The organism is Haloechinothrix aidingensis, from assembly GCF_013450155.1.
GTDB lineage: Bacteria > Actinomycetota > Actinomycetes > Mycobacteriales > Pseudonocardiaceae > Haloechinothrix > Haloechinothrix aidingensis.
Window position 1 is genome coordinate 311,063 of record NZ_JACCKD010000004.1, and the last position, 26,760, is coordinate 337,822.

The following is a 26,760-nucleotide window of genomic DNA, read 5'->3' on the forward strand; positions in this document are numbered from 1 at the left end:
GCGCCCATGAAGCCACACTCCGTGGCGATCTGCTGGCCGCACCGGCCACGGACAGCCCCGCCGGTCGGGTTCGCGTCCCGCCCACAGTTCCCCTACCTGCGGGAACAGGGTGTTTTTGCCTACCGATGGGAGTAACTTGGAGGTGAGGGCCCGCCCGGAACTCGCTCGGGTTGATGGCAAAGTCGGGGCCACCTCAACACCATTTCGGGCGGGCTCTCGCCGAACAACCGGCGCCCTCGTGAGCGCAGGGGTTCGCCGAAGGCAATCGTAGTACGTGGCACAACATCCCTGCCGCGGTGGGACGGGGACCGGGCCGGGTTGACGCTTTCCGATGAGGGGCGGGCCCGGGTTCGTCACCAGCAGCACTTGATCAGTCGCATGCGGTTTCCGAGACCTTTTCACGACATGATCGAGTCGTGATACTGGCCTCATGGTCGAAGCGTCGGACGGCACGCCCGCACGCTCGCTGCCCGTGCGCGGGCGTGAACACCAGCTCGCCGCGGTGGACGCGTTGCTCGACAGGGCCGCTGGGGGTCAGGGCGGGGCGCTGGCCGTGCTCGGCGGCCCCGGGCTCGGGAAGACGACCCTGCTCGACGCGGCAGCACGATCGGCGGACGGCTTCCGCGTGCTGCGCGCGAGCGGGAGCGAGGCCGAGTCGGAGCTCACCTACGCCGGTCTGCACCAGCTGCTCGGCGGGCTCACCGAGAGGGCCGAGTACCTGGCCGATGGGCACCGGCAGGCGCTGCGTGCCGCACTCGCGCCCGGCACGGCAGGTGCCGGGCCGGTGCCGTCGTTCGCGCTGCACGCGGCCGTGCATGCGCTGCTGACCGCGGCCTCCACCGAACAGCCCACGCTGTGCTACGTGGACGCGGTGCACGACCTCGACGAGGAGTCCCTTGCCACGCTCGTGTTCGCCGCGCGGCGGGCCTGCTCCGTTCCACTCGCCTTCGCGTTCGCCGCCGATGCGGGCACCAGCGGCGCCGACCGGTTGTCCGAACTGCCGCACCTGCGAGCCGACCCGCTGGACGACGCCACCGCCGAGCAGGTCCTGCAAGACCACCTCGGTCCGGGAATACCCCGCGATGTGCTCGACAGCATTGTCGAGCTGGCAGGCGGGAACCCCCTCGCGCTCACCGAGCTCGCCGCGTCCGTCACGGCCGAGCAGCACAGCGGACCTGCCGCGCCGCCTTCGGCCCTGCCGCCGGACAGCCGCCTGTGCCGCACGGTCCGGCGCAGGCTCGCACGCCTCCGTCCGGATGTCCGGCTGCTGGTGCTGCTGGCAGCGCTGGACGGCAGGCTGGACCGGAGCACCATAAGCAGGCTCCGCGGCGCGGCGCGGGGGCTCGATGACGCGGTGGACTCCGGACTGTTGTCCGTGCACGGTGACACCGTGCGGCTGTCGGGCGACCTGCTACCGGGAGCCGTGGTGGGGAGCATGGGAACCGGCGAGCGGAAGCGGGCACACCGGATGCTGGCACGCGCGACCGACCCGGCCCGGGATCGTTACCGGTGGACGTGGCACCGTGCGGCCACCGTGAGCACCCCGGCCCCCGCTCTGGCGCACGAGCTCGAGTCGGTTGCCGAGTCGCTCCGGCGGTCGCGCAGGTACCGGGACGCCGCGGTGGCGGGCGAGCGGGCCGCCGCGCTCACCGCCGAAGGCGAGGACAGGCAGCGGCGCCTGGTCTCGGCCGCGTCCGACCACTGGGCGAACGGGCGCCCGCGACGCGCCCGCACGGTGCTGCGGTCGACCGGCCCATTCGTCCACGATGGACTCGCTTGTAGCGCGGCTACTCTTGCCGGGGAGATCGAGCTGCGTCGCGGCGACCCGTCGGTGGCTGCGGCCGATCTGCTCAGTACGGCCCGCCGGTTCGCGAGCACCGACAGCACGCTGGCAGCCAGAACGCTCCTGCTCGCAGGGGAGGCGAGCTGCGTTGCAGGCGACAACGCACGCTACTGCGCCACCGCGCTGGACGCCGCGCACCTGCGTGAGGCCGAGGAAGGCCCAGCGGTCCGGCTGGTGCTGGAACACTTCACCGCGATGTCGGCGACCTTCAGCGGGCGCCACACTGCTGCCGCGGGTCCGCTGCGCAACGTCGTCCTGCTCGGCGAGGCGGTGGTCGACCCGACAGCGAAGACGCTGGCGAGCCAGGCGGCGTTCACCCTCGGGGACGCACCTGTTGCCCGGGACATGGCCCTGCAGGCGGTGGCGGGCGCCAAGGCCACCGGAAACCTCGCCCGCGCACCCTGGGCACTGGTGTACGCGTCGATGTCGGCACTGCTTTCCGGTCAGCACGCGCAGGCGGTCAGCAGCTCGATGGAAGGGCTGCACCTCGCCGAGTCGCTCGGCCAGTCGAACTGCGCCATCGACCACCTGACGATCCTGGCGATGCTGGCAGCGCTGCAGGGCGACCGGGAAACCACAGAGCTGCGCCTCGACAACGCTGCCTCGGCAGTCCTCGAGCGGGGCCTCGGAAGGCCCGGCGCATTGGCGAGCTGGGCCGCCGCGTGCGCCGACCTCGCCGATGACCGTCCAGCCGACGCGCTGGAGCATTTCCGCCGCATGACGGCGGGCCGGCTGTGGCACTACACCCCCATCCGCGTCATGGCCATACCGCACTTCGTCGAAGCGGCCGTACGCTGCGGCCATCGGGACAGCGCATCCCGCGCGCTGGAACATTTCGAACCGTGGGCAAGCACGACAGGCGGACTCGCTCGCCTCGCCCTGGCCCACCGCTGCCGCGCGCTGCTCGCCGAGGACGAAGGCGCGGCCACCGAACACTTCGCCGAGGCGATCGAGCTGCACCGCCGCGCGGGCGCGTCCTACGACCTGGCGAACACCGAGCTCCTGTTCGCTTACCGGCTGCGCCGACACCGCAGGCCGGGACAGGCCCGCGAGCTGCTCGGCGAGGCTGTGCGGATCTTCGACGATCTGGACGCGCACCGCCTGCGGGACCGGGCCCGGCGCGAGCTGCGCGCCTGCGGACACCCTGTGGAGCAGCCTTCCGGTCACTCCCCGGGCGAGCTGACCCCGCAGCAGGCGCATATCGCCGAGCTCGTCGCCGAAGGCGCCACCAACCGCGAGATCGCGACGCGGCTGTTCATCAGCCACCGCACGGTCGACCACCACCTGCGCAACATCTTCGCCAGGCTGGGTATCCGCTCACGTGTCGAGCTCGCGACGCTCTACCGGTAGAACCGGGCCGCCGGGCAGGACATCGATGCGAATCGGCGGTACTGGCGATTTCACCGATACCGGGGGCGCTGCCGGACCGCGAGAATCGGCAACCGCTCGTCATCAGGCGAGCACACCCGGCCACACCGCCGGGTGTTTCTCCCGACGAGAGGAATCGACACCGTGCGTTCCCGACTCATCTACTCAGTCAGCATGACCCGAACGCGGTTCAGACGAGCTGTCGCCACCACGCTCGCCACCCTGGTGATCGTCGGTGGCGCGGCAGGCACGGGTGTGGCCAGTGCCCAGGAGAACCCGTACGAGCGTGGCCCCGACCCGACCGAGGAGAGCATCGAGGCCACCACGGGGCCGTTCGACGTCGACACCACGTCGGTGTCCAGCTGGGTCTCCGGCTTCGGTGGGGGCACCATCTACTACCCCACCGACACCAGCGAGGGCACGTTCGGCGCGGTCGCCATCGCGCCCGGCTACACCGCGAGCGAGTCCAGCATGAGCTGGTACGGCCCGCGGCTCGCCTCGCAAGGCTTCGTCGTGTTCACCATCGACACCAACAGCCGCTACGACTACCCGGGAAGCCGGGGCAGGCAGCTGCTCGCCGCGCTCGACTACCTGACCGAGCGCAGCTCGGTGCGGTACCGCGTCGACGCCGAGCGGCTCGCCGTCATGGGGCACTCGATGGGTGGCGGCGGCGCGCTCGAAGCCGCCGAGGACGACTCGTCGCTCGAGGCGGCGATCCCGCTGGCGCCGTGGAACACCCAGAAGAACTGGTCCGGCGTGCGGGTGCCGACCTTCATCATCGGCGCCGAGAACGACAGCATCGCCTCGGTGCGCTCGCACTCCGAGCCGTTCTACGAGAGCCTGTCGCGCAGGCTGGACAAGGCGTACATGGAGCTGGACGGCGCGAGCCACTTCGCACCGAACTACTCCAACACCACGATCGCGAAGTACAGCATCTCGTGGCTCAAGCGGTTCGTCGACAACGACACCCGCTACGAGCAGTTCCTCTGCCCCGCCCCGCGCTCGCGCAACATCGAGGAGTACCGGGAAACCTGCTCGTACTCGGGCTAGTACCGGGTCACGAGGCACCGGACGGGCGACTCCGCAGCGCGACCGTGCTGCCGGGCCCCATCGAGCCGTACTCGCTCGATGGGGCCCGCACCCCTACCCCACCGCCTGCGAGCGGAGGTCGACGCGGCGCAGCAGCTGGGCGTTGAGGGCCACGACGATCGTGGACAGGCTCATCAGCAGCGCACCGACGGCCATGGGCATCACGATGCCCGCCCACGCCAGCACGCCTGCGGCGAGCGGGATCGCCACCACGTTGTACCCGGCTGCCCACCACAGGTTCTGCACCATCTTGCGGTAGCTGGCCGCAGACAACCGCCGGACGGCCACCACGGCACGCGGGTCGTCGGAGGCGAGCACGATCCCGGCGGACTCGATGGCCACGTCGGTACCGGCACCGATCGCGATTCCCACATCGGCGCGAGCCAGCGCGGGCGCGTCATTGATCCCGTCGCCGACCATCGCCACCGTATGACCGCGCCGTTGCAGGTCGGCCACGGCGCGGTCCTTGTCCTCCGGAAGTACCTCGGCGAAGACCTCGTCGATGCCGAGCTCGGCCGCGACGGCCTCGGCGACCTGGCGGGAGTCTCCGGTGATCATGCCGACCGTGACGCCCATCCGGTGCAGGGTATCGACGGCCGCGCGCGACTCGGCCCGGATCTGGTCCTCGAGCGCGAGCGAACCCGCGATCCGGCCGTCCCGCACGACATGCAGCACCGCGGCACCACGCTGCTGCCACTGCCCGACCTCTTCCAGCAACTCGCCGGGAATCTCCAGGTCGCGTTCGCGCAGCAGGGCCGGCCCGCCGACGGCGACGCTGTGACCGTCCACCGTGGCCTCCACGCCGCGCCCGGCCATGGCACGCGGGTCGGTCGCGGGCCGCGGGTCCATCCCCCGCTCCCGCACCTCGGCGATGATGGCGCGGGCAAGCGGGTGCTCGCTCTCGGCCTCCACCCCGCCCGCGAGCGCCAGCAGGCCGTCAGTGTCGCCGTCGACGGCAGCGACGCCGGTGACGGCGTGTTCGCCCTTGGTCAGCGTTCCGGTCTTGTCGAACAGCACGGCGTCGACGTCGCGCATCCGTTCCAGCGCGAGCCGGTCGGTGACGAGGATGCCGCTGCGGGCCGACTTCGACGTCGAGATCGAGGTAACCAGCGGGATCGCCAAGCCCATCGCGTGCGGACACGCGATGATCAGTACCGTCACCGACCGCACGACGGCCGCGTCGGCGTCCCCGAGCAGCGCCCACGTCGCCACGGTGAGCACGGCCACCGCGACGGCGATGTAGAACAGCAGGGCGGCAGCCCGGTCGGCCAGCACCTGGGTGTGCGAGCGTGACTCCTGAGCCTCGGCCACCAGCCGCTGGATGCCCGCGAGCGCGGTGTCGGCGCCCACCGCGTCGATCCGCACGCGGATCGAGCTGTCCGTGGACACGCTGGCCGCGATGACCCGATCGTTCTCGGTCCGGGTCACCGGGTTCGACTCACCGGTGATCATGGACTCGTCCAGGTCGGCCTGCCCCCGCACGATCGTGCCGTCGGCGGGTACCCGCCCGCCCGGGCGGACGAGGACGACGTCACCCACCCCGAGCTCGCTGATCCGGACGGTCTCGAGGTGCCCCGCGCCCGTCTCCCGCTCGGCCTCGTCCGGCAACAGCTCGGCAAGGGCGGCCAGTGCTCCCCTGGCCTGCCCGATGGCGCGCATCTCCATCCAGTGCCCGAGCAGCATGATCACGATCAGCAGGGACAGCTCCCACCACACCTCGACCGCGAACACACCCACGTCGGCTGCCATGCTTGCGGCGAACGCGACCGTGATCGCCATGCCGATCAGCAGCATCATGCCGGGTCGGCGCCCCCGGACCTCGGCGGCCGCGCCGGCAAGGAACGGCCAGCCACCGTAGAGGAAGATGACCGTGCCCAGCACGGGCGCGACGAGACCCGCACCGGGGAACTCCGGCGCGGTATAGCCGAACCATTCCTGGACCGTCCCCGCGTAGACGACGACCGGCACGGCAAGTACCAGCGAGAGCCAGAAACGGTCCCGGAACATCGCAGGCGAGTGCGCCGCATGCTGGTCGTGGCCGTGCCCGTCGCCGTGTCCGGCGTGCTCCGCGCCGTCTCCGGTGTGGCCGGCGTGGCCGGTGCCGTCCCGGCCACCGTGCTGCTCGGCCGTGCCCACCTGGTCATGCTGATCCACGCTGTACCTCCTCGATCCGATGCGCAGGCACCATGCGCACAGGCTGCGACACTAGTCTGCCGATGCGCTCGGTGCCGGGGTGAGGTCCGCGCAGGAGCACGCGGGATAGGCTCGACGGCGAATCCTCTGGGAACGTTCGCGCGTCAAAGGCACCTGGATGGGGCGGTGACGCTGGTACGGTAACCGACGAGCGACGGCGGCAGGTGCGGACTGCCGGGGACGGCTAACCCGCGAGGTCGCAGGTGTTGACCTCGTCCCCGGATTCCGGCTCGGGAACCGTCGCGCTGTCCGGCGGGTTCCGCCGGTCGGTGACCCACCCTTCCAACGCCTCGAAGGCACTGCGGAAGCAAGGCAGCATCGGGCGGAGCCGCTCGGGGTAGGCAGCGTGCAGCCCGTCCACGTGGTTGCCACCCTCGATCCGGTAGTAACGGAACCTCTTGGCACGGTGCGCCTCGCGCACCATCTCGGCGTACACATCGGAGTCGGTACGGATCGGAAGCAGCGCGTCCAGGGTGCCGTGCAGGGTGATCATGGGGCGCTGGATTCGCCCGGTCAACGACACCTTCTCCACGGCGTCGTGCACGCTCTCCGGGCGGTGGTGATAGTCGTAGTCGGCATCGCACTGAGGTGTGCCCGGACGGCAGAACGGCGTGCCCGCCTCGGTGTCGCCATCGTAGCCGGGATCGAACTCCTCCCGGTAGATCCGCTGGGTCAGATCCCAGTAGACGCCGTAGTGGTACTCCCAGAGGAACTCCGAGCCGGGGGCGAACCCCGCATCGATCATGGCGTCGTGCGCCTCCTCGTCGCCGGTCAGGGCGTAGTCCGGGTACTCGCGCAGCGCGGTGGGCAGGTAGGTGAACAGGTTGGGGCCGTCCGGGCGCCACAACGTGCCTTCCCAGTCGACTCCCCCGTCGTAGAGGTGGTGGCGGTTCTCCAGCTGCCAGCGTGCCAGGTACCCGCCGTTGGAGATGCCCGCGACATACGTGCGGCGCGGCATGTGCCCGTAGAGCTGCCGCGCCACGGCCTTCGTCGCCCGCGTCAGCTCGGTGACCCGCTCGTTCCACTCGGCGACGGCGTCCCCCGGACGGTCGCCATCCCGGTAGAACTCGGTACCGACGTTGCCCTTGTCCGTCGACGCGAAGGCGTAGCCACGGTCGAGCACCCGGTCGCCGATGATGAAGTCGTTCGCGTACTGCTCGCGCACCCCCGGTGCCCCGGTCACCACCACGCCACCGTTCCACTGGTCCGGCAGGCGGATCACGAACTGGGAGTCGTGGTCCCAGCCGTGCGTGCCGTTGAACGAGGAGTCGTCCGGGAAGTAGCCGTCGACCTGGATGCCCGGCACACCGCTGGGGTTGCGCGTGCCAGGCGCATGCAGGCCCGCCCAGTCCTCCGGGTCGGTGTGCCCGGAGGCGGTGGTTCCCGCCGTGGTCACGTCGTCGAGACAGGCCACGATCTGATGTTCCGCCCCGGGTACCCGGAGCCGGTCGGCACGCTCGCAACGCTCGCCCGCCCGCACCGCTCCGTCCGGGGGCAGCACGAGGGCAGCTGCGGTCACCGCTGCGGTGAGCACGATGGTGATCGCGGCCGGGACCGCGGCACGGACGTACGACACGCCGGCTCATCTCCCTCCACTGCGGGGAATACGCGTCAGTGTCGTGACCGGTGCACGGCGGGACAAGGTAGCCGGGACACAACGCGCCACAGGGACACCTGGCGCCCGGGCACACATCACACGCGGCTGCCGAGCCTGCGCAGGTGCAGTGCCAGCTGGAGCTCGAGGGAGCGCTCCGGCCGCATCCAGTCCTCGCCGAGGAGCTGGCCGATCCGTTCCAGGCGCTGGTTGACCGTGTTGACGTGCACGTGCACGTGCTCTGCAGCCTTCGTCGGGCTCCCTGCGCACCGGAAGTAGGCGTCCAGCGTGCGCAGCAGGGCGGTGTTGCGGCGGGAGTCGTAGTCGATGAGGGGGCCGAGCGTGCGCTGCACGAACTGGTTCACGTCCCGCTCGGAGCTGAGCAGCAGGCCCACGAAGCCGAGGTCCTCGACACCGGCACCGTCACCGACGCGGTCCAGGGCCAGCAGCGCGGAGGCGCACCGGCTCGCCTCCCGGTAGGTCTCGGCGAGACTCTCCGGACCCGACGCAGGCCCTCCGGCTCCGATGGTGACCGGCTCGCCGAGTGCCGCCCCGAAGTCCCTGGCCAGTTCGCGGGCGAGCGCGCCCGCCTCCTCGCCGGGAAGGAGCAGGACGCACGCTCCGTCCCGCTGCGCGGCCAGGCCCCCGCGGGTGGAGGCCTGGCTCGCGGCGTGGAACGCCAACCGCTGGCGCAGCTGATCCTGGCAACGGGCAACCAGGATCACGTGCTGCCGGTCGAGGTCCATATCGAGCCTGCGGGCACGTTCCCGCACCGTCTCGGGCTCCTCGGCAGCCTTGCTCACCAGGTCCTCGAGCAGCTCGCCGCGTACCCGGATCTCCGCCTCCATGACGCTGCGCCGGAACAGCAACAGCAGCGCGGTGACCACCGCGGCACGCTCCAGGATCCGCTGGTCGGTCTCGGAGAGCTCGTGGTCGGCACGCAGCAGCAGCCCACACAGGTGCTCGGATCCCGCGCCGACGGCGGTGACCCACAGGTCGCCCCGCCGGACCGTGCGGCCGAGGCTGCGGGCCGAGGCCATGGCCGCGGAGAGCTGCTCCGCGTCGACCTGCTCGATGGTGCCGACCGCAGCGAGCCTGCGCCCGTCGGAGTCCAACACCATCAGCTCACCACCGACGATGCCCGCGACCGACTCGGCGAGGTCGGTCACGTCGCCGCCGCGCAGCACCAGCTCGGCCATCCGGTCGTGCGCCTCGGCCGCACGCTCGACCGAGGTGCTGTGCTCCCGGATGACAGCGTTCGCGGCGCTGAGCTCCTCGAGCGCGGAACGGGTCTCGGCGAGCAACCGGGCATTGTCGATGGCCACCGCAGCGTGCGCCGCGAGGGAGCCGAGCAACGCGACCTCCTCGCGCTCGAAGGGCCGCGCGCTGCGGTTGGCCGCGAACAGCACGCCGAGCACGCGCGGACCCAGTCGCAACGGCACGCCGAGGATGGCGACGATGCCTTCCTCGGCGACCGCGTCATCGATCTCGCCCTCGTGCCGGAACCTGTCGTCGGCCATGTAGTTCGCCGTGGCGTACGGGATCGCCGTCTGCGCGACGAGCCCACCGAGCCCGGCACCCATGTCCAGCCGCAGCTGCTGGAAACGCGCGGAGACCGAACCATCGGTGACCCGCATGTAGGTGTCGGCGCGCTCCTCGTCGTTGAGCGTCATGTAGGTGACGTCGGTGTCGAGCAGCTTGCGCGCGCGCCGCACGATCGCTTCCAGCACGGCGTCGAGATCGCGCAGGGTGGCGAGGTCGGCTACGGTGTCGAACAGCGCGGACAGCTCGGCCTCGCTGCGCCGCCGCCGCTCCAGCAGCCCCCGTACCTGGAGCGCGAGGTCCTTCGCGCGTTCGAGCTCGTCGAGGACCTCCTCGGAGGCACCCTGCAGGCGCGCGTCCAGCACGGGCCGCTCGAACTCCACCGCCTGCGCCTCCCTGGCCAGCAAACGCAGGAAGGCACCCACGCCGGCAGCCTCGCCCGGCGGGTTCGGGGCTTCGCCTCCGTGTGCCACGGCTCTCCTCGTCGTCGGCGCCAGCGGGTCCTAGTGTGCCGTCCAACCACCGTCGATGAGAATCGACGAGCCGGTGATGAACGAGGCCTGGTCCGAGCAGAGGTAGGCGACGAGCTCGGCGACCTCGCCGGGCTCGACGAGCCGCTTGATCGCCGAGGGCGCCAGCATGACCTGCTCGACCACCTCGTCCTCGCCGATACCGTGCGCATCGGCCTGCGCCGTGATCTGCTCCTCCACGAGCGGGGTACGGACGTAGGCCGGGTTCACGCAGTTGCTTGTCACCCCGTGGCCCGCCCCTTCGAGCGCGATGACCTTCGACAGCCCTTCCAGGCCGTGCTTCGCCGTCACGTACGCCGACTTGTACGGCGAGGCGCGCAACCCGTGCACCGAGGAGATGTTGATGACCCTGCCCCAGCCGCCCGCGTACATGTGCGGGAGGCACCGATGGGCCAGCCGGAACGGCGCCTCCAGCATGACCCGCAGGATGCGCCCGAAACTGTCCGGAGGGAACTCTTCCAGCGGTGCCACGTGCTGCATTCCCGCGTTGTTGACCAGCACGTCCGGGGCGGCGGTGAGGCCGTCTACCGCGTCCGGATCGGACAGGTCCAGCACGCACGCCTGCCCGCCGACCTCGTCGGCAACCGCCCGCGCCGACGGTTCGTCCCGATCCAGCACGGTGACGGCGGCACCCGCGCCCGCGAGTCGGGCGGCGCACGCCCGCCCGATCCCGCTGCCCGCGCCGGTGACCAGTGCCGTACGCCCGGTGAGGTCGACATCGGCCAGCGGTGGTGTACTCACGAGTGATGCGCTCACGGTGCGCTGCCCTCCTGTTCTGCGTCGTCCCTGCCGGGCCGCGAACGCCGCTCGGCAGGCACGCGGGACCGCTGGACGCGCTCGCGCAGCAGGTGCTGGGCGCTACCCCAGATCCCCCTGCGGAACAGCAGCACAACGACCACGAAGATGCTGCCGGTGACGAGGCCGATCTCGCCGAACCCGGCACCGGAGAGGAAGTACTCCAGCTGCACCACCAGGTACGAGCCGACCACGCTGCCCCAGAGCGTGCCCATACCGCCGAGAACGACGATCATGACTGCCTTGCCCGAGGTGGTCCAGTACACCTCCTGGAGCGACGCGAAACCGTGGCTGATCGCGAACAGGCCGCCCGCCAGCCCCGCCAGGGTCGCCGAGATGACGAAGACCCCGAGCTTGTACCGGTGCACCGGATACCCGAGGGCCTGCACGCGGGACGGGTTGTCCCGGATGGCCACCATCACCCTGCCGAACGGCGAGTGCACCACCCGCCAGGCGAGGGCGATCCCGGCCAGGATGAACGGCAGCCCGGCGTAGTAGAACAGGAACGGGTCGGACAGGTCGATGCCGAACAGCTCGGGGGGCGGGCCGACGAGCCCGTTCTCCCCGCCGGTTACCGTCCGCCACTGGTTGGCGACGAAAAAGATCATCTGGGCGAAGGCCAGCGTGACCATCGCGAAGTAGATGCCGGTGCACTTCACCGCGAGATAGCCGACCGGTACGGCGAGCAGTGCCGCGGCGAGCACGGCCGCCAGCACCGCGAGCGGTAACGGCGCGCCGAACCGCTCCCCCATCACCGTGGCCGTGTACGCGGCGGTACCCCAGAAGGCCGCGTGGCCGAAGGAGAGCAGCCCGGTGTAGCCGAGCAGCAGGTCCACCGCGATGGCCAGCAAGGCGAAGCAGGCGATGTCGAAGGCGATCGGGGGGTACATCAGCCACGGCAGTGCGACGGCGAAGAGCAGCCCGCCAGCCAGCAGCACCCACCGGACCCCCGGGCGCGCCCGCATCGCCCGTTCGGTCACACCCGCACCGTCCATTCGCTCCCGGAGGGCAGTACTCGCCGCGCGCACGCTCATGTCAGCACCCCCTCGCGGCCGAACAGCCCCGTCGGCCGCCACAGCAGCACGACGGCCATCAGGATGAACACCAGCGTCTGGGACAGCGCCGGGACGTAGAGGTTGCCGACGGCCTGGGCCATACCGATCCCGAAACCGGCTACCACCGAGCCGAAGATGGAGCCGAGGCCGCCGATGACCACCACGGCGAACACCGTGATGATCAGGTCCGAGCCCATCATCGGGTGCACCGCGCGCATCGGTGCGGCGAGCACCCCGGCCAGCGCTGCCAGCCCGATCCCGAAGCCGAACACCGGCGTGACCCACCGGCCGACGTCGACCCCGAGGCTGCGGGTCAGCTCCGGGCGCTCCGTGGCGGCACGGACGATCATTCCCACCCGGGTCCGGGTCAGCAACAACCACACCAGCAGGCAGAGCACGATCGCGAACCCGAGCACGAACACCTGGTAGCTCGGGTACTGGAAGAGCCCGAGGTTCACCGACCCGTCGAGCAGGGCGGGCCGGGAGTACGGCTGGGACTGGTTACCGTACCTGACCTTGATCAGGTCCTGCAGGATCAGCGTGATCCCGAAGGTGAGCAGGAAATTGTACAGCGGGTCGAGCTGGGTCAACCGGTGCACGAAGGCGCGCTCCAGCGCCATACCCACCACGGCCAGCGCGGCTGGCACGACAAGCAAGGCCAGCCAGAAGTTGACGCCGGCCTCGGTGAGCAGCAGGTACGCACCGAACGCGCCGAGCATGTAGAAGGCGCCGTGGGCGAAGTTGACCACCCGCAGCATTCCGAAGATCACGGCGAGGCCGAGGGCGAGCAGCGCGAGGAACCCGCCCCCGACCAGGCCGTTGAACAGCTGCTGTATGACGTTGACCATCGCCGCGGATCAGCCCATCTCGCACTCGGTGTCCTCGACCGGTGCGAACGCCTCGTCGGCCGGGATGGTCGAGACGATCTCCTCGTAGTCCCACTCCTCGGAGACCTCATCGGGTTCCTTGACCCTGGCCAGGTAGGCGTCGTGGACCACCCGGTGGTCCTCGGCACGGATCTTGCCGTTGCGCGCGAAGACGTCGTCGAACTCGTAACCCTCGAGCTCGGCGACGACCGCGTCGGAGTCGTCGGTACCCGCCCGCTCGACGGCTTCCAGGTACTGCAGCGCCGCCGAGTAGTTGCCCGCGTGCGCGAAGGACGGCCGGGTGCCGGTCCGCTCCTGGAACTCGTCGGCCCACCGGCGGTTGGTCTCGTCGTAGTCCCAGTACCACGCGTCGGTGAAGGTGACCCCGGAGAAGGCCTCGACGCCCAGCGAGTGGATGTCGGTGATGAACATCAGCCCGACGGCGAGGTCGACTCCCTTGTCCGCGAGGTTGAACTCGTTGTACTGCTTGACCAGGTTCACCAGGTCGCCGCCTGCCTGCATGGTCCCGATCACGTCCGGGGCCGGGTCCAGGTCGGGCGCCTTGACCAGGAAGGTCGAGAAGTTGTCGTTGGGGAAGGGCGTCGGGTCACTCTCGACCACCTGACCGCCCGCTTCCTCGATCGCCGTGCTGAAGCTGCTCTCCATGTCCTGGCCGAAGGCGTAGTCGGGGTAGACGATGTACCAGTTCTCCGCCCCCTTCTCGGTGACCGTCGTGCCGGTGCCGTGCGCCAGCATGTAGGTGTCGTAGGCGTAGTCGAACGTGTACTTGTTGCACGACTCCCCGGTCAGCTCCGTGGTCGCGGCCGTGACGTTCATGTGGATCTTCTGCTTCTGGTTGGCCACGTTGGCCACGGCCAGCGCTGCCGAGGAGGTCGGGACGTCGAGGATCACATCGGCCTGCCGCTGGTCGTAGAGCTCGGCAGCCTTCGAGTTGGCGACATCCGGCTTGTTCTGGTGGTCGGCGTCGACCACCTCGATCTCGCCGATCGCCGAGTCGGGGTTGTCCTCCTGGAAGTCCTCGACCGCCATCCGGACGGCCTCCACGGAGTTCTCGCCGGAGAGCTCGGCGTACACATCGGACTGGTCGTTGATCAGGCCGAGCACCACCTTCCCGTTCGAGATCTCACCACCGTCATCGCTGGGGCCACCCTGGCCGCACGCGGAGAGCAGCAGGGTTCCCGTGGCGAGCACCGCCGCGGATCGTCTCGTGACTTCTCGCATGGATTCCTCCTCACCCCGCGTGCGCGCGGGTGAATCGTCGTCGTCAGATTCCGAGGTAGGCGAGCAGTTCCGACTCGCGCCTACGCACCTCGGTGTTGTCCAGCTCCTCGGCGATCCCCCCTTCGGCGAGCAGGTAGTGCCGGTCGGCGACCGAGGCGGCGAAGTGCACGTTCTGCTCCACGAGCAGGACGGTGTGACCGTGTGCCTTGACGTCCCGGATGATGTCGCCGATCCGCTGCACGAGCAGGGGCGCCAGCCCCTCGGTCGGTTCGTCGCAGACCAGCATCCGGGCACCCATCCGCAACACCCGTGCCATGGCCAGCATCTGCTGCTCGCCCCCGGACAGCCGCGTGCCCGGGAACCTCCTGCGCTCGTGCAGCACGGGGAAGGTGTCGTAGATCCGGCTCAACGGCCACGGGTCCGGTCCGGTCGGGCGGGCGAGGGTGAGGTGCTCGGTCACCGACAGCGTCGCGTAGATGCCGCGGTCGTCCGGCACCCAGCCCAACCCCGACCGCGCCCTGTGATGGGTCGGGATCCGGCCCAGATCCCTGCCGAGGAACTCGATGCGCCCCGTCTGCTGCCGGTGCAGCCCCATCAGGCAGCGCAGCAGCGTGGTCTTTCCCGCGCCGTTGCGCCCCACGAGGGTCACCACCTCGCCCTCTGTGACGTTCAGCGACACCTCGCGCAGCACCTGCGCCTCGCCGTATCCCGCCGAGAGGGACTCAATGGTCAGCATGCGACTCTCCCAGGTAGGCGGCGACCACTCGCGGGTCGTCGCGGACCGTTGCGTAGCTGCCCTCCACGAGCACCTGCCCTTGCTGCAGCACGGTGACCCGGTCGGCCAGCCTGGCCACGACGTTCATGTTGTGCTCCACGAGCACCACCGTCCGTCCGGCACGTACTCGGCCGATCAGGTCGACGGTGCGGTCGACGTCCTCGGCCCCCATGCCCGCCGTCGGCTCGTCGAGCAGCAGCACCGTCGGTTCCAGCGCGAGCGCGAGCGCCAGCTCGAGGGCCCGCTTCTGCCCGTAGGCCAGGGTGTCGGCGGGGTCGGCCGCGGAGCCCTCCAGGCCCACAGCGGCAAGCAGCTCGGCTGTGCGCTCGGCGTGCCGGGCCAGCAGTCTGTCCGAGCGCCAGAAGATGCTGCCCTGGCCGGCATGGCCGGCGAGAGCGAGCTCGACGTGCTCGCGTGCGGTCAGCATCGGGAACAGGTTGGTGATCTGGAACGAGCGGGCCACACCCAGCCGCGCGATCCGCTCCGGCGGAAGCCGGGTAATGTCTCTTTCGGACAGCAGGATGCAACCGGCCGACGGCGGCACGAACCCGCTGAGCAGGTTGAACAACGTGGTCTTTCCCGCCCCGTTCGGTCCGACCAGCGCGTGCACGGTGCCCTCGGCGACGTCGAGGTCGACCCTGTCGACGGCCCGGAACCCGTGGAAGTCCTTGACCAACCCGCGGGCGCGGATGACCGTCGTATCGCCCGTTTCCATCGCGGTGCTCCTCACCCATGGCCCGTACCCGTCCGCCTTGCCCGGCCGCCGTCGGCGGCTGTCGGGAAGCGCTAGGCACGCACAGTAGGGCGCGGGTGTGAGCCACACCATGTCAGGCGAACATGAAACTCCACGGTCGAGACTGTGCCGTGGACACATACCGGCAGACGCGCGGCTCGTGCCCAGCGGTCCGATCCGCGCTGCGCGGCGCCGTGCCGGCGAAGCTGTGTTCGCTCCGGCCACGACGCCCCGCCGTGACGAGGGTCCGGTAACCAGCTGTGTGCGGCGGGCATGGGCGAGGCGGTGTGCCGGTAGTGGCGACCGCCGTTCGTGTTGCGCGGGGCCGCACGGCCGGAGCGTCGATCGGCAGGCGGGTGCAACGCAGTGGTACCGCACGCGCGTCCTACCGGTATGCGCACGGTCCTCATCCTGCTCGCGGCCCTGACAACACTCACAGCCTGCGACGCGACCGAACAGCGGTGGCACAACCGTGACCCGCTGCCTGCCTGCGGCGACATCGAGCTCGGCCACGGCGAGCGTCTCCGCGACGCTCCCGGCCCGGAAGTGGCCTGCCTGGAGCGCTCCCTCACCGACGGGACCGGTGCGGAGCTGACCGTCAGCCGCCCGACCGTAGAGGGCGCCCTCATCCGGTTCCACTACCGCGCCACCGGTGACGGCACACTCGAGGTCTACCGGGACAGCACGGCGGACACGTTCGGCGACCGCGGCTGGAGCCTCGAACGGTGCCGGAGCGTCACAGCGGTTCCCGAACCGGGGCGGTGCCGGTAGAGGGAGACTGCGCCGTCTCGGCTACCCGGTTGAGTTCACGAGCGGGACGTTCACCGGCTTTCACGGTTCCACCACGAGTCCGATGGAGCCAGTGACATCCCCTCGTCTGGCGACGATCTCCCAGCAACCGGGCTGGTCGAGCCGGAAGAATGTCCCCCACTCGTCGCCAGGGCGTTCCCAGCTACTGCCGGTGTGACGAGTCGGACCGTCGACGGGGTCGCGTCGTGAACCATCCGGGCCATGCGCGACGACAGTAAGGTCTCCCGATCCGGTGACTCTCCACGCCAGCTTGAACCGCTTCCCCGACTCGGGCGGGAAGCCGCCAAGCGGCAAAGCCCATACCTCGCCGTGACTCGTCTCGCCCCGCAGCGCGCCGTCCGGGTCGACACGTTCCGACTCGTCGCAGCCATCAGGTGTAGCCGATGACTCAGGACCCGATTCTCCACCCGATTGCGGGTCCGAGCCTTCCTCACTGCAGCTACTCACAACCAGCAACGCCACGACTACCGCACCGACAACGACACCGAGCTTCCCAGCGGTGCGCTGGAGCGTCTCAATACACACCCCGCCACCTCCCTCAGCAGCAGACTACGCCTGCCCGTTCCGGATATCCGCTATATAGAGTTTGCCGTCATCTTCCGCGACGAACACCTCAAGCGGCTCGACCGAGTACCGGCAGTTCTGCGCTCGCACGAGTCCTGCCTGCGCCTCCACCTCGATCTCGGGAACGCCGGTGTGAATCGCGAACGCGTTCGGCCTGCAATCGCCGTTAGCCGGTAATCCGGATACCTGAACCGTATATCCTTCCGCAAGCTCCGTTACTGTGACGTAACCCCGATCGGTCGGCATTTTCTTCCTCCTTTTACCTATTCGTGGAGCATCTTAGAAAGGGATGTCCTCACGGACCTCCTTCGTACTTAACAGCGTAATCTTGTATCGTAGCTCAGATTGAATGTCTTCCCAACGGCGACGGAGTACTCCATGTGCCACCGAACAGGACACTTCTCCAGTCTCCCGAATAAGTGAAGACACCGCACGACGTCTCTATTCCTAGCTGCGCGGGGACGCGAGCAGCGGCGACGTGAGCGCGAACGTCACCCATACCATACACCGATTGCAGGTCGGCCCACAGCGATACGCTGGTTACAGTCCTCTTGTGCCAGTTGAAGAAGAGCTTGACATCCACAAACCCATCCACGTTCCCTCGCACCTCGCGCTTCATCGGCCGATGCATACGGGCAACAGTAAGCATCTTTATTACAGAGCCACAACGGAACATGGTTATTACCACAACACCATTGGACTCTGTATAACAATACTCGCTGAGATCCCTAACAGAATTACGGCTGCTGACGCTCGAGCTATTCTTATCCATTGTCTGTCACTTCGACCCCAGAATTGGTGATTCGTGAGAACGCGCTGATCTAGAGCACTGAGTACCGCGATGGTTAGTGAGTAAGTTCCCGCTGCAGTAAGTAGAGTTGCGAGAAGGATACTCGGCGAGCCAAGTAACAAACTGCCTGGGATGGCTACCCAGAGCAGCGACGTCGTCTTCTGTGTCGTGACGAGCAATCCAAGGTCGATTCCGTAAACCAGACCAAGCCGGCCCGGCTGGTGCCCACCCCGGAGGGAAAAACGCTGCGGAACCTGGCGCGACGGACTAGGCGTCCTATTAAGCACGTCGAGGACTCCGAACGCAGCAGCCAACACGCCAACGGATACCGCTCTAACATCATACTCGATCATCTCGGACAATCGAGAAACAGGAACCAGCGCGAGTGCCAGAAAGAGTGCTGCGATGACGTTTCCCGAAGAAATTCCTGCGTGGAACTTAACGGAGCCTGGAGCACGCGGTAGCGGGCTGGACACGCCAACCATGGAACGGCCTCAAGGGCTTAGGACTTGCAGGATAGCACCGACACCGGCTAGGGCGACCCAGATAACCATGGGAGCAACCAACGTCAGGTGTGCGAACAGCTATAAGCGGAGTGACCATGGAAGTGTGGCCTTAGACCACCATGCTCACAGCATGAGCATCCGATCTGCCTAGTGTACTTGCAGTACCAGGTATAGTTGCTTCCGGACCGACAATGGCTCATGGAAACATTGGGGCACCTGTAGAGGTGGCAGCAGCCTCGTCGACACTCAGCCTCTGCTGTCGCAGGGTTGCCGAATACCAGAGCCGCCGTGGCTAACCCTCCGGCACCCACCCGGGAAAAAAGACGCCGGCGGGTCGACTCGGTTGGCATATCCCGTAACGGATAACGCTGGTCCTGTTTGCGCAATCTTGCGATCATTATGCTGTCTCCCTATCGGTTGCGAGATGTTGGTCAACTACTGCCGCAAGCTGATTGGGCGACGACATCGTGAACGCCGCCGCCGGCCGTCCGGCCTGTAGGACGACGGCCGAGGGGCTGACGTCCAAACCGAGTTGGTCGCGCGTCCACTCGCCCATAGCGTCGATATACACCGAGGATCGCGAGGCCAGTGTGGGATAGTTGCGGACAAATTTCTGTCCACGTTCCACCGTCGGACAAGAGATGATGAATCCTAAATGACAGGGCAGACCATCAAGTTCGCTGAAATTCTGTTCGGCGAAACGAGAACACGACTGGCACGATGTACTGAGGATAACCAATAATGCACACGGGGAATCTTCGACGGAAATCAACTCTCCCGGGTACCACTCTGGATTGTTCCCGGGAACGAAGTCCTCCAGTGGATCGGCCCAATCGTGGACCGCACCACCTGAAGGAGAGTCATCCTGGTGTGCCGTCAAACTGTCTACTCGAGAAGCAAGTTCACCGACCATGGCGAATAGACCGATCGTGGCTGCGGTTAATAATATTATCGCGATGGCGGTAATGGTAGCGAACACCTTATACTCCTCGGAGGTTGAAGTTTTGCCATGGCCGAGAGATTAGATCCGCATGCCTCGCCATCGTGCCAACCAGGGCCGCAGTCGCCATAACTACGAGTCGCGCTAGCTCGTCCCCCGTGCCACTAGAGGACCACCCCCAGCCATGACCGAAGAGCAAGAATAGTGATGCGAATACGATTCCAAGCCCGAAGAAGAGATTTTTCCAACCAAGGGGCTTGCTCTGGCGAGAACCAAAACAACCGCAAGATATGTTCCGTCGGGTAACGATGACCCACGTGGACACGACTACTATCCCAGTGGCCAACAATAGAGTTGCAATGTAACCAAGTGCCGGGACCAGTGGACTTGCAATGAGCACTGCGGCCGCAACTTCAAAGGTTGCGAGGCTGTATGTCGCCAACCGAGTACCCTTGCGGACGAATGGTACCTCGTCCATCGCCCTTCTTGCTGCTCCAGGACTGCCAAGCTTGGCAGACCCTGACCAGAAGAAAGAGACCGCTAGAGCAACACGTAAAACTTCGACGTACAACTCCATCGGCCGTCCCCCAGTTCGAGATGAGGATCCCGGTGGTCAAGTGATGCTGTGACTACAAGCCGTCGCTACACTTGCAACGGATCCCTGTCCGTTTCCGTATGTCTAACCTTCGGATTGATACGGACTGTTGCTGTATGCATAATACGCCGAGCCGAATCGGCCCGACTGGCTCGAGCCACGACGGAGCTGTCGTGATCACCAGACCCACGTGGCTTCATAAGCATCGTTGCAACTACACCGAACGCCTACACAGGTTGGGCATAAATCATCCCCAGTCAGTCTTGATCAACCTCGGCCCAGAACACCTGATGTGATCGATAGTAGCGTAAAGGATTGGCGGGTTGGAGTCAATCGCTTCACATCGCTCACGCAAGTCTCAGTCCAGTAGCCCAATTGGGCACTTCGAACGATCACCGTCTGCGTTCGCAACTACTCTGTTGAGCTGTGCTCCGTATCGGAGGATCCGATCCAGACGAATGCTCGTTAACCAAGTGCAGGGGAAGTAGCGTAGTTTTAGGTGATCCGACTTCCGTAGTCGGACGCCTGCGGGCCGCTGCTCCCCATCCAGGGCTTATACCGCGGAGTTCGCCGCCGTCGTGGCCATGTTCGGCTTTTTCAACCGGTGCAATGCCACCATGACCACCGACCTGGAGGAGGTCCCGCGCATCGTGGCGAGCTACTACCTGTCCGGCACCGACCGGAATCCCGGAAGGTACGGCGGCAGATCGACGTCCGATCCGATCCCGGCGCCACGCCGTAGCCACCGGTGCCGCCACGGACCCCGTGCCTACCGGTAGGGAACCGGTGCGGCGTCCTCCCGCGCACCCGCCGGGGTGCCGGACGGGGCGGGTTCGGGCTCGTTCCGGGTCAACCGCTCCCCTTCGATGTCCGCGTCCGGAAGCACGCGCGCGAGCGGGCGAGGCATCCACCAACTCGCGCGGCCGAACACGCTCATCAGGGCCGGGATGACGGTCATGCGCACCACGAACGCGTCGATGAGCACACCGAAGGCCAGCGCGAAACCCATCGACTTGATCATGTCCTCGTCGGAGAAGATGAACCCGGCGAAGACACTGACCATGATGATCGCGGCCGCGGTGACCACACGCGCACCCAGCCGGAACCCGCCGACCACCGCCGCGATCGACTCGGCGCCGTGTACGTACTCCTCGCGCATCCGCGTGCCCAGGAACAGTTGGTAGTCCATCGCCAGCCCGAACAGCACGCCGACCAGGAAGATCGGCATCATGCTGATGATCGGGCCGGTCTCGTCGACGGCCAACAGCCAGTCCAGCCAGCCCCACTGGAACACCGCGACCACGGCCCCGAACGTGGCGCCGACCGTGAACAGGAACCCTGCCGCGGCCGTGACCGGGATGAGCAGCGAGCGGAACACCACGCTGAGAAGCACCAGCGCCAGGCCGACCACGATCAGCAGATACGGGACCATCGCGTCACCGAGCTGGCCGGAGATGTCGATGTTCATGGCGGTCTGGCCCGTCACCAACAACGCCGTACCGCCGCTCTCCGCGTAGGTATCGCCGAGCGCGCGGATGGCACTCACCAGGTCCTCGGTCTCCACGCTGCTCGGGCCGTGCACGGGAATCACCGTGAGCAGCGCGGTGTCACCCTCCTGATCGAGCACGGGAGGCTCCACTGCCGCGACGCCCGGCAACCCGGAGATCTCCCCGGAAAGCTCCTCGACAGTCCGTTGTGGATTATCAGTGCCCGCGACGTCCGCTGCGACCAGCAGGGGGCCGTTCACTCCCGGTCCGAAGCCCTCCGCGACCAGCTCGTAGGCCTGCCGCTGGGTCGACTCCGGGGCTGCCATGCTGTCGTCCGGCATCCCCAGGCGCAGGTCGTTGGCCGGCCATGCCAGCGCGCCGAGGACCGGGATCGCCACCAGCAGCACCACCACGCGCCTGCCCGTCACGAAACGCCCCCAGCGCTCCCCCAGCCCGGCACCGGTCGCACGCCCCTCGGGAGCGTGCTGCCCGTCCGCACCGCCCGCGCGGCGGGCCGCTGCGCCTACGGTGCCGCGCGAGCCTGCAGGCGAGATGCGGTTGCGGGCGAAGCCCACGAGCGCGGGCAGCAGCGTGATCGCGATCAGCACCGCGACCGCCACCGTCGCGGCAGCGGACACCGCCATCGCGGTCAGGAACGGGATACCAACCACGGACAGGGCCACCAGGGTGATGCACACGATCGCCCCGGCGAAGACCACCGCGTTGCCCGCCGTACCCACCGCGCGCGCTATGGCGTGTTCCGGTTCGTAACCCGTGGATCGCTCGTGCCGGAAGCGGGTGATGATGAACAGCGCGTAGTCGATCGTCACGGCAAGACCGAGCATCAGCGCCAGCATGTAGGTCTCCGAGGCGAGGTCGAACCACGCGGTCGCGGCCGTGACCCCTGCCACCCCGATACCGACTCCGATCAGCCCGGTAACCAGCGGGAGGCCCGCCGCAACCAGCGAGCCGAGCGCCAGCGTCAGCACCACGGCCGCGACGGCGAGACCGACGATCTCGTTCTTCGGCGGCTCGGGTGCCGGCTGCATCGCCGAGCCGCCGACCTCCACCCGCACCCCGCTGTCATCCGTCGTACCGCCGAGGTCGTCGAGCAGCTCACGGGTGTCCTCGGACAGGTCGAAGGGCTGCACAGTGTACTGGACCTGCGCGTAGGCGATGTTGCCGTCCTCGGAGACCGTTCCCGCCTCGAACGGCGGCTGCAACGCCGCCACATCGGGATCGTCCGCCACGGCGGCCAGCGTGTCGTCGATCGCGGCCCGGTTCTCGGGCGTATCCATACCTTCACCGTCCGGGGCGGCGAACACGATGTTCGCCTTCGCCCCGTCGGCGTTCATCTCCGGGAACCGCTCTTCGAGCAGGTCGAACCCTTGCTGGGCCTCGGTCCCCGGCAGTGCGAACTCGTCCGACGTCGGCTCCGAGAGGGTGGCGGCCCCCACACCGAACACACCCAGCAACACCAGCCACAACGCGAGCACGATCCCGCGCCTGCGGTACGAGCCCCTGCCGAGCCGATACAGCAACGTCGCCACGCACTACCCCCGTTCCGCATCGCCGGCACGGACCATCCCTCCGAGCCGGACTGTCGTACCTGTCCGGAAGACGCGCGCACGCACGCCTACTTCGCGGGAACGAACCCCCGTTCCAGCACGTCGAACGCTTCCTCGACGAACGTGACCGGCTGGGCAGCCGAGTCCGAGGCCATCCACCGGACCATCGCGCTACGTGCCGCAGCGGTCGACGCAGCGACGACCACCGAGGGGTAGGCGTCACCGATGGGGTCCAGCCCGGTGCGCTCGGCCAGGACGGAGGTCAGCTGCCGTTCTCGTTCGACGACCCGGTCCATAAGCCGCATGCCCAGCCTCGGGTGTGTCCTGACCAGATCGCAACGCAGGCGGGAAAGCTCCTTGTCGGCCGTGAGCTCGCCGACGAACGCCGTCACAGCCACCCGCAACGCGCGCAGCGGCGGCGCCTCGGGCGGCTGTTCGCGCACCAGCTCCACGACACGCTCCGGCTCCTCCGCACCGGAGTCCGTCTTGGCGTGACCGAAGGCCGCGTCCTCCTTGGACGCGAAGTAGTTGAAGAAGGTTCGCGTGGACACCTCGGCTGCCTCGGCGATTCCCTCGGCCGTGACGTGGTCGAACCCGTGCTCGACGGCCAGCCGTAACGTCACCCGCTCGAGCAGCTCTCGCGTCGCCCGCTTCTTGCGCGCACGCAATCCCTCCACGGGAGGGTCGGGCGCGGGAGACGTCCTGTCGTTCACTCCCCCAGTATGCATGAAATTGCGTACCGCGCAAACTTGCGCGGTACGCAACGTTTATCGGCCCGGCTGGTTCAGCCTGCCGGTGGCCGACCGAGCGGACCGATCCGGTAAAGATCCTCCGGCTCGTGCTCGGCAGGGAAGTCCGTCGCCGCGAACAGCTGCTCGCCGGTCATCTCCGCGCCCCAGCGGGTCGCGAACGAGCGGAACAGCGCGATCGACGCCTCGTTGTCCGGCGTCACCGTCGTGGCCAGGTACCGGACCCCGTCCGCGACCAGCCCGGTGTACATGACGTCGAGCATGCGCCCGGCCAGCCCCTCGCCGCGCTGGCTGGCGTCCACGGCTACCTGCCAGACCATCGCCGCGCTCGGATCCCTCGGCCTGCGGTAGCCGATCACGAAACCGACGACGTCATCGCCGTCCCGAGCCACGACCGAGGTATCCGCGAAGTCCTGGCACCACAGCAAGTACGTGTACGGGGAATTGAGATCGAGCTTGCCGGAGTCCCGCGCGACACGCCACAAGGCGGCGCCGTCGGCCTTGGTCGGTCTCTCGATCGTCACGCTGCCGGACATCTCACCTCGCCTAATAACCGGACACTTGACCCTAAACGTAACAGGGAGTGGGCGCCGCATCCCGTTACCCGCACCGGGACCCCAGCACGGGAACGGTCGCGAACCCCGCTCGGTGCCCCGATACGGTTCGATCATCACTGGTGAAGCCCCTGCACCGGCCGGTGTGCCCGACTGACGTGTGGCGATCCTCATACGTCGGCGCCCCCGGATCCTCCCAGGACCCCGGGGGCGCCGACGGGGACTATCTACTGCTCGCGCAGGTGGCTCGTGAACGCCTGCCACGCGGCGAACGGAACCCGCAGGGTCCCGCCATCGCGGTCCTTTGTGTCACGCACACGGGCCTGGGCAGGCTCCAGGGCTAGCTCAACGCACGCCGACTGCGTACCGCTGTAGCTCGACTTCCGCCAGGTGCTCTCCAGTGCTGTCATCCGGTGCTCTCCTGTTCAGTGATGCAGTCTCGGATGAGTCCCGCCGACTCTGCGGGGCTCAAGGCGTCCCGGCGAAGGATATCCGTCAGAGACCGGTACGCCTCCACGTCCTCTCGATCATCCAGGAACGCGCCAGCCCGGTACTGCTCCAGGTGCACGATCGGCGATTCGGCAGCGAACTCCATCAGCACGTACGACCCATCGACACCCGGGTGCGCACCCAGGCTCTGCGGCAGCACCTGCACCGTGATGTTGTCCCTCTCACCCATCTTGAGCAGGTGCCGAAGCTGATCAGCGACGGCCGCACTACCACCCACCGGTCGACGAAGCGCCGCCTCGTCGATTACCGCATTGAACTCCACAGGGGTGGTGTCTGTGAGGATCCGCTGCCGCCCGAGTCGCGTGGAAACGCGCGTGTCGATCTCGTTGCGCGGAACCCCCGCGGACAGGTAGATCGCCCGGCAGTACTCGCGTGTCTGTAGTAACCCTGGGACTACAACCAATCCTACTTCGGTGATTGCCGTCGCGGTGGATTCGTAGTCCACCAGCGTGGTCAGCTGTTCAGGTAGCCCTGTCCCGCCGGTGGCTAACCAGTTGGGCTCGTGCGCCTCGGCCGCGAGCTTTCGCAGCGCCTCCCGCGCGGAGCCAACGACCCCGAGCGCGCCGAGAATGAGATGTAGCTCCGCATCGGTGGGAACACGCTCGCCCTGTTCGATCCGGGAGACCGTGCTCTTGGACAGTCCGATCTGCTTTCCCAGCTCCACAATGCCCAGGCCGGTGGGCTTTCGCAGTTCTCACAGGTCAGCGCCGAGTCTGCGCGCTTTGGAGCGACTGAACATGGGAACAGCCTAGCTACAGACTTCGACCGGGTCGACACACGATCGAAGCATTGCTCGCGTTCCCTGGGAATGCCATACTTCCCTGGGAACGCCCGAGAATGCTCAACCTCCCTGGGAACCATCGACCTACCGGAGTGTCCTCATGTTCTGGCTCTGGCTATTGCTGATCTTTGCTCTGCCGTTTCTCACGCTCGTGCCCTGGGACAGGGCGCGCGGCTGGCTGCTGTCGCGCCGGTGGCAACACGACCCGCACGACACGCGCCCGCGCATGGTCGCCACCCGCGACGGGTACGAGCTGGATCGGGGCGGGCTATGAGCGCCGAGCCGACCAAGCAGGCCGAATCCACCCCGAAACGGGGTTACGTACCGCGCGCGACCGTGCTGGTCGACTGCCTCGGGCGCGAGGAGATCCGCGAGGAGGACGGCACGATCATCGCCACGGAGCCGGACGGCACCTCGCAGATTGTCCGGCGTCCTTGATCTCCCGGGCGGTGCATGCAGCCCCCGACCATGCACCGCCCGGGTTCCCACTCACATAGGAAGGTGCGACGATGCGCATAGAGATGGAGACGTGCCCCAAGTGCCTGGGCTCGGGGCTCGACCGCGGCAAGGATCCCACCGGGAAGACTGCGTGTAGCAACTGTGGCGGACTTGGCGACGTACCGAAGCGACGGTGAGCCGTGCGACCTGTGCGGAGACACGGGCACAATGTCATGGCAACAGCCCTACCCCGATGGGGTGCTGCGGACCATCGAATGGCCGTGTCCTCGCGGGTGCGGCGGCCACTGGACGCACCCGGCCGCTGAGCAGGACCGGGTCATCGAGCAGCCCGACGAGTTGCCCGACCGCCGTCACGAGGGCAACGTCGCCGAGGCCAACCGCATAGGCGGTGATTTCATCGTCGCTGCCCTCGAACGGTGGGGAATCGATCACCCGGCGTTGCGCGACGACCGCGACGACTAGCCACCTCGGTAGCATCACGCGACGTGACAGGAGACGCCGTGACCACGACCTACCCCACGTGCTCGACTCCGGGATGTGACCAGGAGATCTATCTGCGCCCGGGGGAGCGGACCGTGTGCGCCGGATGCCACTACAGGGGCGGCCCTCCACCGCAGCAGCCCGAGCCGGAACCCGAGGCTCAGGAAGTCGTGGTCGACTGGGGACCCGTCCCCTCGTGTCACTGTGGCCGCCCGGTCAGCCGACCCGACGTATCCGGCGACCGGTGCATGCGCTGCTGGCGCGAGGACCGCTAACTACACCAAGCCAACCGGCACCCGAGCCAACGGGCACCACCGACACCGGCCCAAGCTCCGTCGGGTC

The 26,760-nt window shown here is 67.9% G+C and carries 24 protein-coding genes; 7 read left to right on the plus strand and 17 right to left on the minus strand.

What is annotated here, in order from left to right; genetic code table 11:
- The first annotated feature begins 430 nt into the window (after nucleotides 1–430).
- Both H0B56_RS12915 and H0B56_RS12920 read left to right on the plus strand, forming a co-directional pair.
- A complete protein-coding gene (locus H0B56_RS12915) occupies nucleotides 431–3,193 on the plus strand; it encodes a helix-turn-helix transcriptional regulator (RefSeq protein WP_180893268.1) in 2,763 nt (920 codons plus the stop codon).
- A 192-nt stretch (nucleotides 3,194–3,385) separates the two neighbouring features.
- Nucleotides 3,386–4,261, plus strand: coding sequence for an alpha/beta hydrolase family protein (locus H0B56_RS12920; protein WP_180893269.1), 876 nt, complete (start codon nucleotides 3,386–3,388; stop codon nucleotides 4,259–4,261).
- A 93-nt stretch (nucleotides 4,262–4,354) separates the two neighbouring features.
- Here the strand turns inward: H0B56_RS12920 and H0B56_RS12925 are convergent, their stop codons facing one another.
- The 9 genes from H0B56_RS12925 to H0B56_RS12965 all read right to left on the minus strand — a co-directional run bounded on the left by H0B56_RS12925 (nucleotide 4,355) and on the right by H0B56_RS12965 (nucleotide 15,607).
- A complete protein-coding gene (locus H0B56_RS12925) occupies nucleotides 4,355–6,454 on the minus strand; it encodes a heavy metal translocating P-type ATPase (protein ID WP_343063876.1) in 2,100 nt (699 codons plus the stop codon).
- A 223-nt stretch (nucleotides 6,455–6,677) separates the two neighbouring features.
- Nucleotides 6,678–8,030, minus strand: coding sequence for a 3-hydroxybutyrate oligomer hydrolase family protein (locus tag H0B56_RS12930; RefSeq protein WP_425484532.1), 1,353 nt, complete (start codon nucleotides 8,028–8,030; stop codon nucleotides 6,678–6,680).
- A gap of 155 nt (nucleotides 8,031–8,185) precedes the next feature.
- Complete coding sequence (locus H0B56_RS12935) at nucleotides 8,186–10,102, minus strand: helix-turn-helix domain-containing protein (protein ID WP_219632700.1); 1,917 nt, start codon at nucleotides 10,100–10,102, stop codon at nucleotides 8,186–8,188.
- A gap of 30 nt (nucleotides 10,103–10,132) precedes the next feature.
- Nucleotides 10,133–10,915 (minus strand): 3-hydroxybutyrate dehydrogenase, encoded by a 783-nt coding sequence (locus H0B56_RS12940; protein WP_180893271.1) that lies wholly within the window; start codon nucleotides 10,913–10,915, stop codon nucleotides 10,133–10,135.
- The gene (locus H0B56_RS12945; protein WP_180893272.1) at nucleotides 10,912–11,988 is read right to left on the minus strand and encodes a branched-chain amino acid ABC transporter permease; all 1,077 of its coding nucleotides are present in this window, start codon (nucleotides 11,986–11,988) and stop codon (nucleotides 10,912–10,914) included. The genes H0B56_RS12940 and H0B56_RS12945 overlap by 4 nt, the downstream gene beginning before the upstream one ends.
- The gene (locus H0B56_RS12950) at nucleotides 11,985–12,857 is read right to left on the minus strand and encodes a branched-chain amino acid ABC transporter permease (protein WP_180893273.1); all 873 of its coding nucleotides are present in this window, start codon (nucleotides 12,855–12,857) and stop codon (nucleotides 11,985–11,987) included. The genes H0B56_RS12945 and H0B56_RS12950 overlap by 4 nt, the downstream gene beginning before the upstream one ends.
- A 9-nt stretch (nucleotides 12,858–12,866) precedes the next feature.
- The gene (locus H0B56_RS12955) at nucleotides 12,867–14,117 is read right to left on the minus strand and encodes an ABC transporter substrate-binding protein (protein ID WP_180893274.1); all 1,251 of its coding nucleotides are present in this window, start codon (nucleotides 14,115–14,117) and stop codon (nucleotides 12,867–12,869) included.
- Nucleotides 14,118–14,160: 43 nt separating this feature from the next.
- On the minus strand, nucleotides 14,161–14,853 hold the full coding sequence (locus H0B56_RS12960) for an ABC transporter ATP-binding protein (RefSeq protein WP_180893275.1): 693 nt from the start codon (nucleotides 14,851–14,853) through the stop codon (nucleotides 14,161–14,163).
- On the minus strand, nucleotides 14,840–15,607 hold the full coding sequence (locus H0B56_RS12965) for an ABC transporter ATP-binding protein (protein ID WP_180893276.1): 768 nt from the start codon (nucleotides 15,605–15,607) through the stop codon (nucleotides 14,840–14,842). Before H0B56_RS12965 ends, H0B56_RS12960 begins: the two co-directional genes overlap by 14 nt.
- Before the next feature lie 411 nt (nucleotides 15,608–16,018).
- Between H0B56_RS12965 and H0B56_RS12970 the strand changes: the two genes are divergently transcribed.
- The gene (locus H0B56_RS12970; RefSeq protein WP_180893277.1) at nucleotides 16,019–16,396 is read left to right on the plus strand and encodes a hypothetical protein; all 378 of its coding nucleotides are present in this window, start codon (nucleotides 16,019–16,021) and stop codon (nucleotides 16,394–16,396) included.
- A 588-nt stretch (nucleotides 16,397–16,984) separates the two neighbouring features.
- Here the strand turns inward: H0B56_RS12970 and H0B56_RS12975 are convergent.
- From H0B56_RS12975 to H0B56_RS23640, 3 genes are all read right to left on the minus strand, one after another.
- Complete coding sequence (locus H0B56_RS12975) at nucleotides 16,985–17,245, minus strand: hypothetical protein (RefSeq protein WP_180893278.1); 261 nt, start codon at nucleotides 17,243–17,245, stop codon at nucleotides 16,985–16,987.
- Nucleotides 17,246–18,692: 1,447 nt separating this feature from the next.
- Nucleotides 18,693–19,274 (minus strand): hypothetical protein, encoded by a 582-nt coding sequence (locus tag H0B56_RS12980; protein WP_180893279.1) that lies wholly within the window; start codon nucleotides 19,272–19,274, stop codon nucleotides 18,693–18,695.
- 1 nt (nucleotide 19,275) lies between these two features.
- A complete protein-coding gene (locus tag H0B56_RS23640; RefSeq protein ID WP_180893280.1) occupies nucleotides 19,276–19,812 on the minus strand; it encodes a MauE/DoxX family redox-associated membrane protein in 537 nt (178 codons plus the stop codon).
- Between the two features lie 635 nt (nucleotides 19,813–20,447).
- On the opposite strand from H0B56_RS23640, the gene H0B56_RS12990 reads away from it, so the two are divergent.
- Entirely contained in the window at nucleotides 20,448–20,609 is a 162-nt protein-coding gene (locus H0B56_RS12990; protein WP_180893281.1) for a hypothetical protein, read from the plus strand.
- Here the strand turns inward: H0B56_RS12990 and H0B56_RS12995 are convergent.
- From H0B56_RS12995 to H0B56_RS13015, 5 genes are all read right to left on the minus strand, one after another.
- On the minus strand, nucleotides 20,600–22,867 hold the full coding sequence (locus H0B56_RS12995) for an MMPL family transporter (RefSeq protein ID WP_180893282.1): 2,268 nt from the start codon (nucleotides 22,865–22,867) through the stop codon (nucleotides 20,600–20,602). The genes H0B56_RS12990 and H0B56_RS12995 overlap by 10 nt on opposite strands.
- An 86-nt stretch (nucleotides 22,868–22,953) precedes the next feature.
- Complete coding sequence (locus H0B56_RS13000) at nucleotides 22,954–23,598, minus strand: acyl-CoA-like ligand-binding transcription factor (protein ID WP_180893283.1); 645 nt, start codon at nucleotides 23,596–23,598, stop codon at nucleotides 22,954–22,956.
- 71 nt (nucleotides 23,599–23,669) lie between these two features.
- Nucleotides 23,670–24,170, minus strand: a complete 501-nt coding sequence (gene ectA / locus H0B56_RS13005) for a diaminobutyrate acetyltransferase (RefSeq protein ID WP_180893284.1) — start codon at nucleotides 24,168–24,170, stop codon at nucleotides 23,670–23,672.
- Between the two features lie 245 nt (nucleotides 24,171–24,415).
- A complete protein-coding gene (locus H0B56_RS13010) occupies nucleotides 24,416–24,598 on the minus strand; it encodes a DUF397 domain-containing protein (protein ID WP_180893285.1) in 183 nt (60 codons plus the stop codon).
- A complete protein-coding gene (locus H0B56_RS13015; protein WP_281373656.1) occupies nucleotides 24,595–25,389 on the minus strand; it encodes a helix-turn-helix domain-containing protein in 795 nt (264 codons plus the stop codon). Before H0B56_RS13015 ends, H0B56_RS13010 begins: the two co-directional genes overlap by 4 nt.
- A 190-nt stretch (nucleotides 25,390–25,579) precedes the next feature.
- On the opposite strand from H0B56_RS13015, the gene H0B56_RS13020 reads away from it, so the two are divergent.
- The 3 genes from H0B56_RS13020 (at nucleotide 25,580) to H0B56_RS13030 (ending at nucleotide 26,400) form a co-directional block, all read left to right on the plus strand.
- The gene (locus H0B56_RS13020; RefSeq protein WP_180893287.1) at nucleotides 25,580–25,753 is read left to right on the plus strand and encodes a hypothetical protein; all 174 of its coding nucleotides are present in this window, start codon (nucleotides 25,580–25,582) and stop codon (nucleotides 25,751–25,753) included.
- Nucleotides 25,750–25,917 (plus strand): hypothetical protein, encoded by a 168-nt coding sequence (locus H0B56_RS13025; RefSeq protein WP_180893288.1) that lies wholly within the window; start codon nucleotides 25,750–25,752, stop codon nucleotides 25,915–25,917. Before H0B56_RS13020 ends, H0B56_RS13025 begins: the two co-directional genes overlap by 4 nt.
- Nucleotides 25,918–26,145: 228 nt before the next feature.
- A complete protein-coding gene (locus H0B56_RS13030; protein ID WP_343063877.1) occupies nucleotides 26,146–26,400 on the plus strand; it encodes a hypothetical protein in 255 nt (84 codons plus the stop codon).
- Nucleotides 26,401–26,760: the final 360 nt, after the last annotated feature.

Coding starts and splice junctions, on each gene's coding strand:
- H0B56_RS12965 (WP_180893276.1), bottom strand. CDS start 15,607: ATGGAAACGGGCGATACGACGGTCATCCGCGCCCGCGGGTTGGTCAAG.
- H0B56_RS12975 (WP_180893278.1), bottom strand. CDS start 17,245: ATGCCGACCGATCGGGGTTACGTCACAGTAACGGAGCTTGCGGAAGGA.
- H0B56_RS23640 (WP_180893280.1), bottom strand. CDS start 19,812: ATGGAGTTGTACGTCGAAGTTTTACGTGTTGCTCTAGCGGTCTCTTTC.
- H0B56_RS12970 (WP_180893277.1), top strand. CDS start 16,019: ATGCGCACGGTCCTCATCCTGCTCGCGGCCCTGACAACACTCACAGCC.
- H0B56_RS12945 (WP_180893272.1), bottom strand. CDS start 11,988: ATGAGCGTGCGCGCGGCGAGTACTGCCCTCCGGGAGCGAATGGACGGT.
- H0B56_RS13010 (WP_180893285.1), bottom strand. CDS start 24,598: ATGACAGCACTGGAGAGCACCTGGCGGAAGTCGAGCTACAGCGGTACG.
- H0B56_RS12955 (WP_180893274.1), bottom strand. CDS start 14,117: ATGCGAGAAGTCACGAGACGATCCGCGGCGGTGCTCGCCACGGGAACC.
- H0B56_RS13030 (WP_343063877.1), top strand. CDS start 26,146: ATGTCATGGCAACAGCCCTACCCCGATGGGGTGCTGCGGACCATCGAA.
- H0B56_RS13025 (WP_180893288.1), top strand. CDS start 25,750: ATGAGCGCCGAGCCGACCAAGCAGGCCGAATCCACCCCGAAACGGGGT.
- ectA (WP_180893284.1), bottom strand. CDS start 24,170: ATGTCCGGCAGCGTGACGATCGAGAGACCGACCAAGGCCGACGGCGCC.
- H0B56_RS12960 (WP_180893275.1), bottom strand. CDS start 14,853: ATGCTGACCATTGAGTCCCTCTCGGCGGGATACGGCGAGGCGCAGGTG.
- H0B56_RS13020 (WP_180893287.1), top strand. CDS start 25,580: ATGTTCTGGCTCTGGCTATTGCTGATCTTTGCTCTGCCGTTTCTCACG.
- H0B56_RS12950 (WP_180893273.1), bottom strand. CDS start 12,857: ATGGTCAACGTCATACAGCAGCTGTTCAACGGCCTGGTCGGGGGCGGG.
- H0B56_RS12920 (WP_180893269.1), top strand. CDS start 3,386: ATGACCCGAACGCGGTTCAGACGAGCTGTCGCCACCACGCTCGCCACC.
- H0B56_RS12915 (WP_180893268.1), top strand. CDS start 431: ATGGTCGAAGCGTCGGACGGCACGCCCGCACGCTCGCTGCCCGTGCGC.
- H0B56_RS12990 (WP_180893281.1), top strand. CDS start 20,448: ATGACCACCGACCTGGAGGAGGTCCCGCGCATCGTGGCGAGCTACTAC.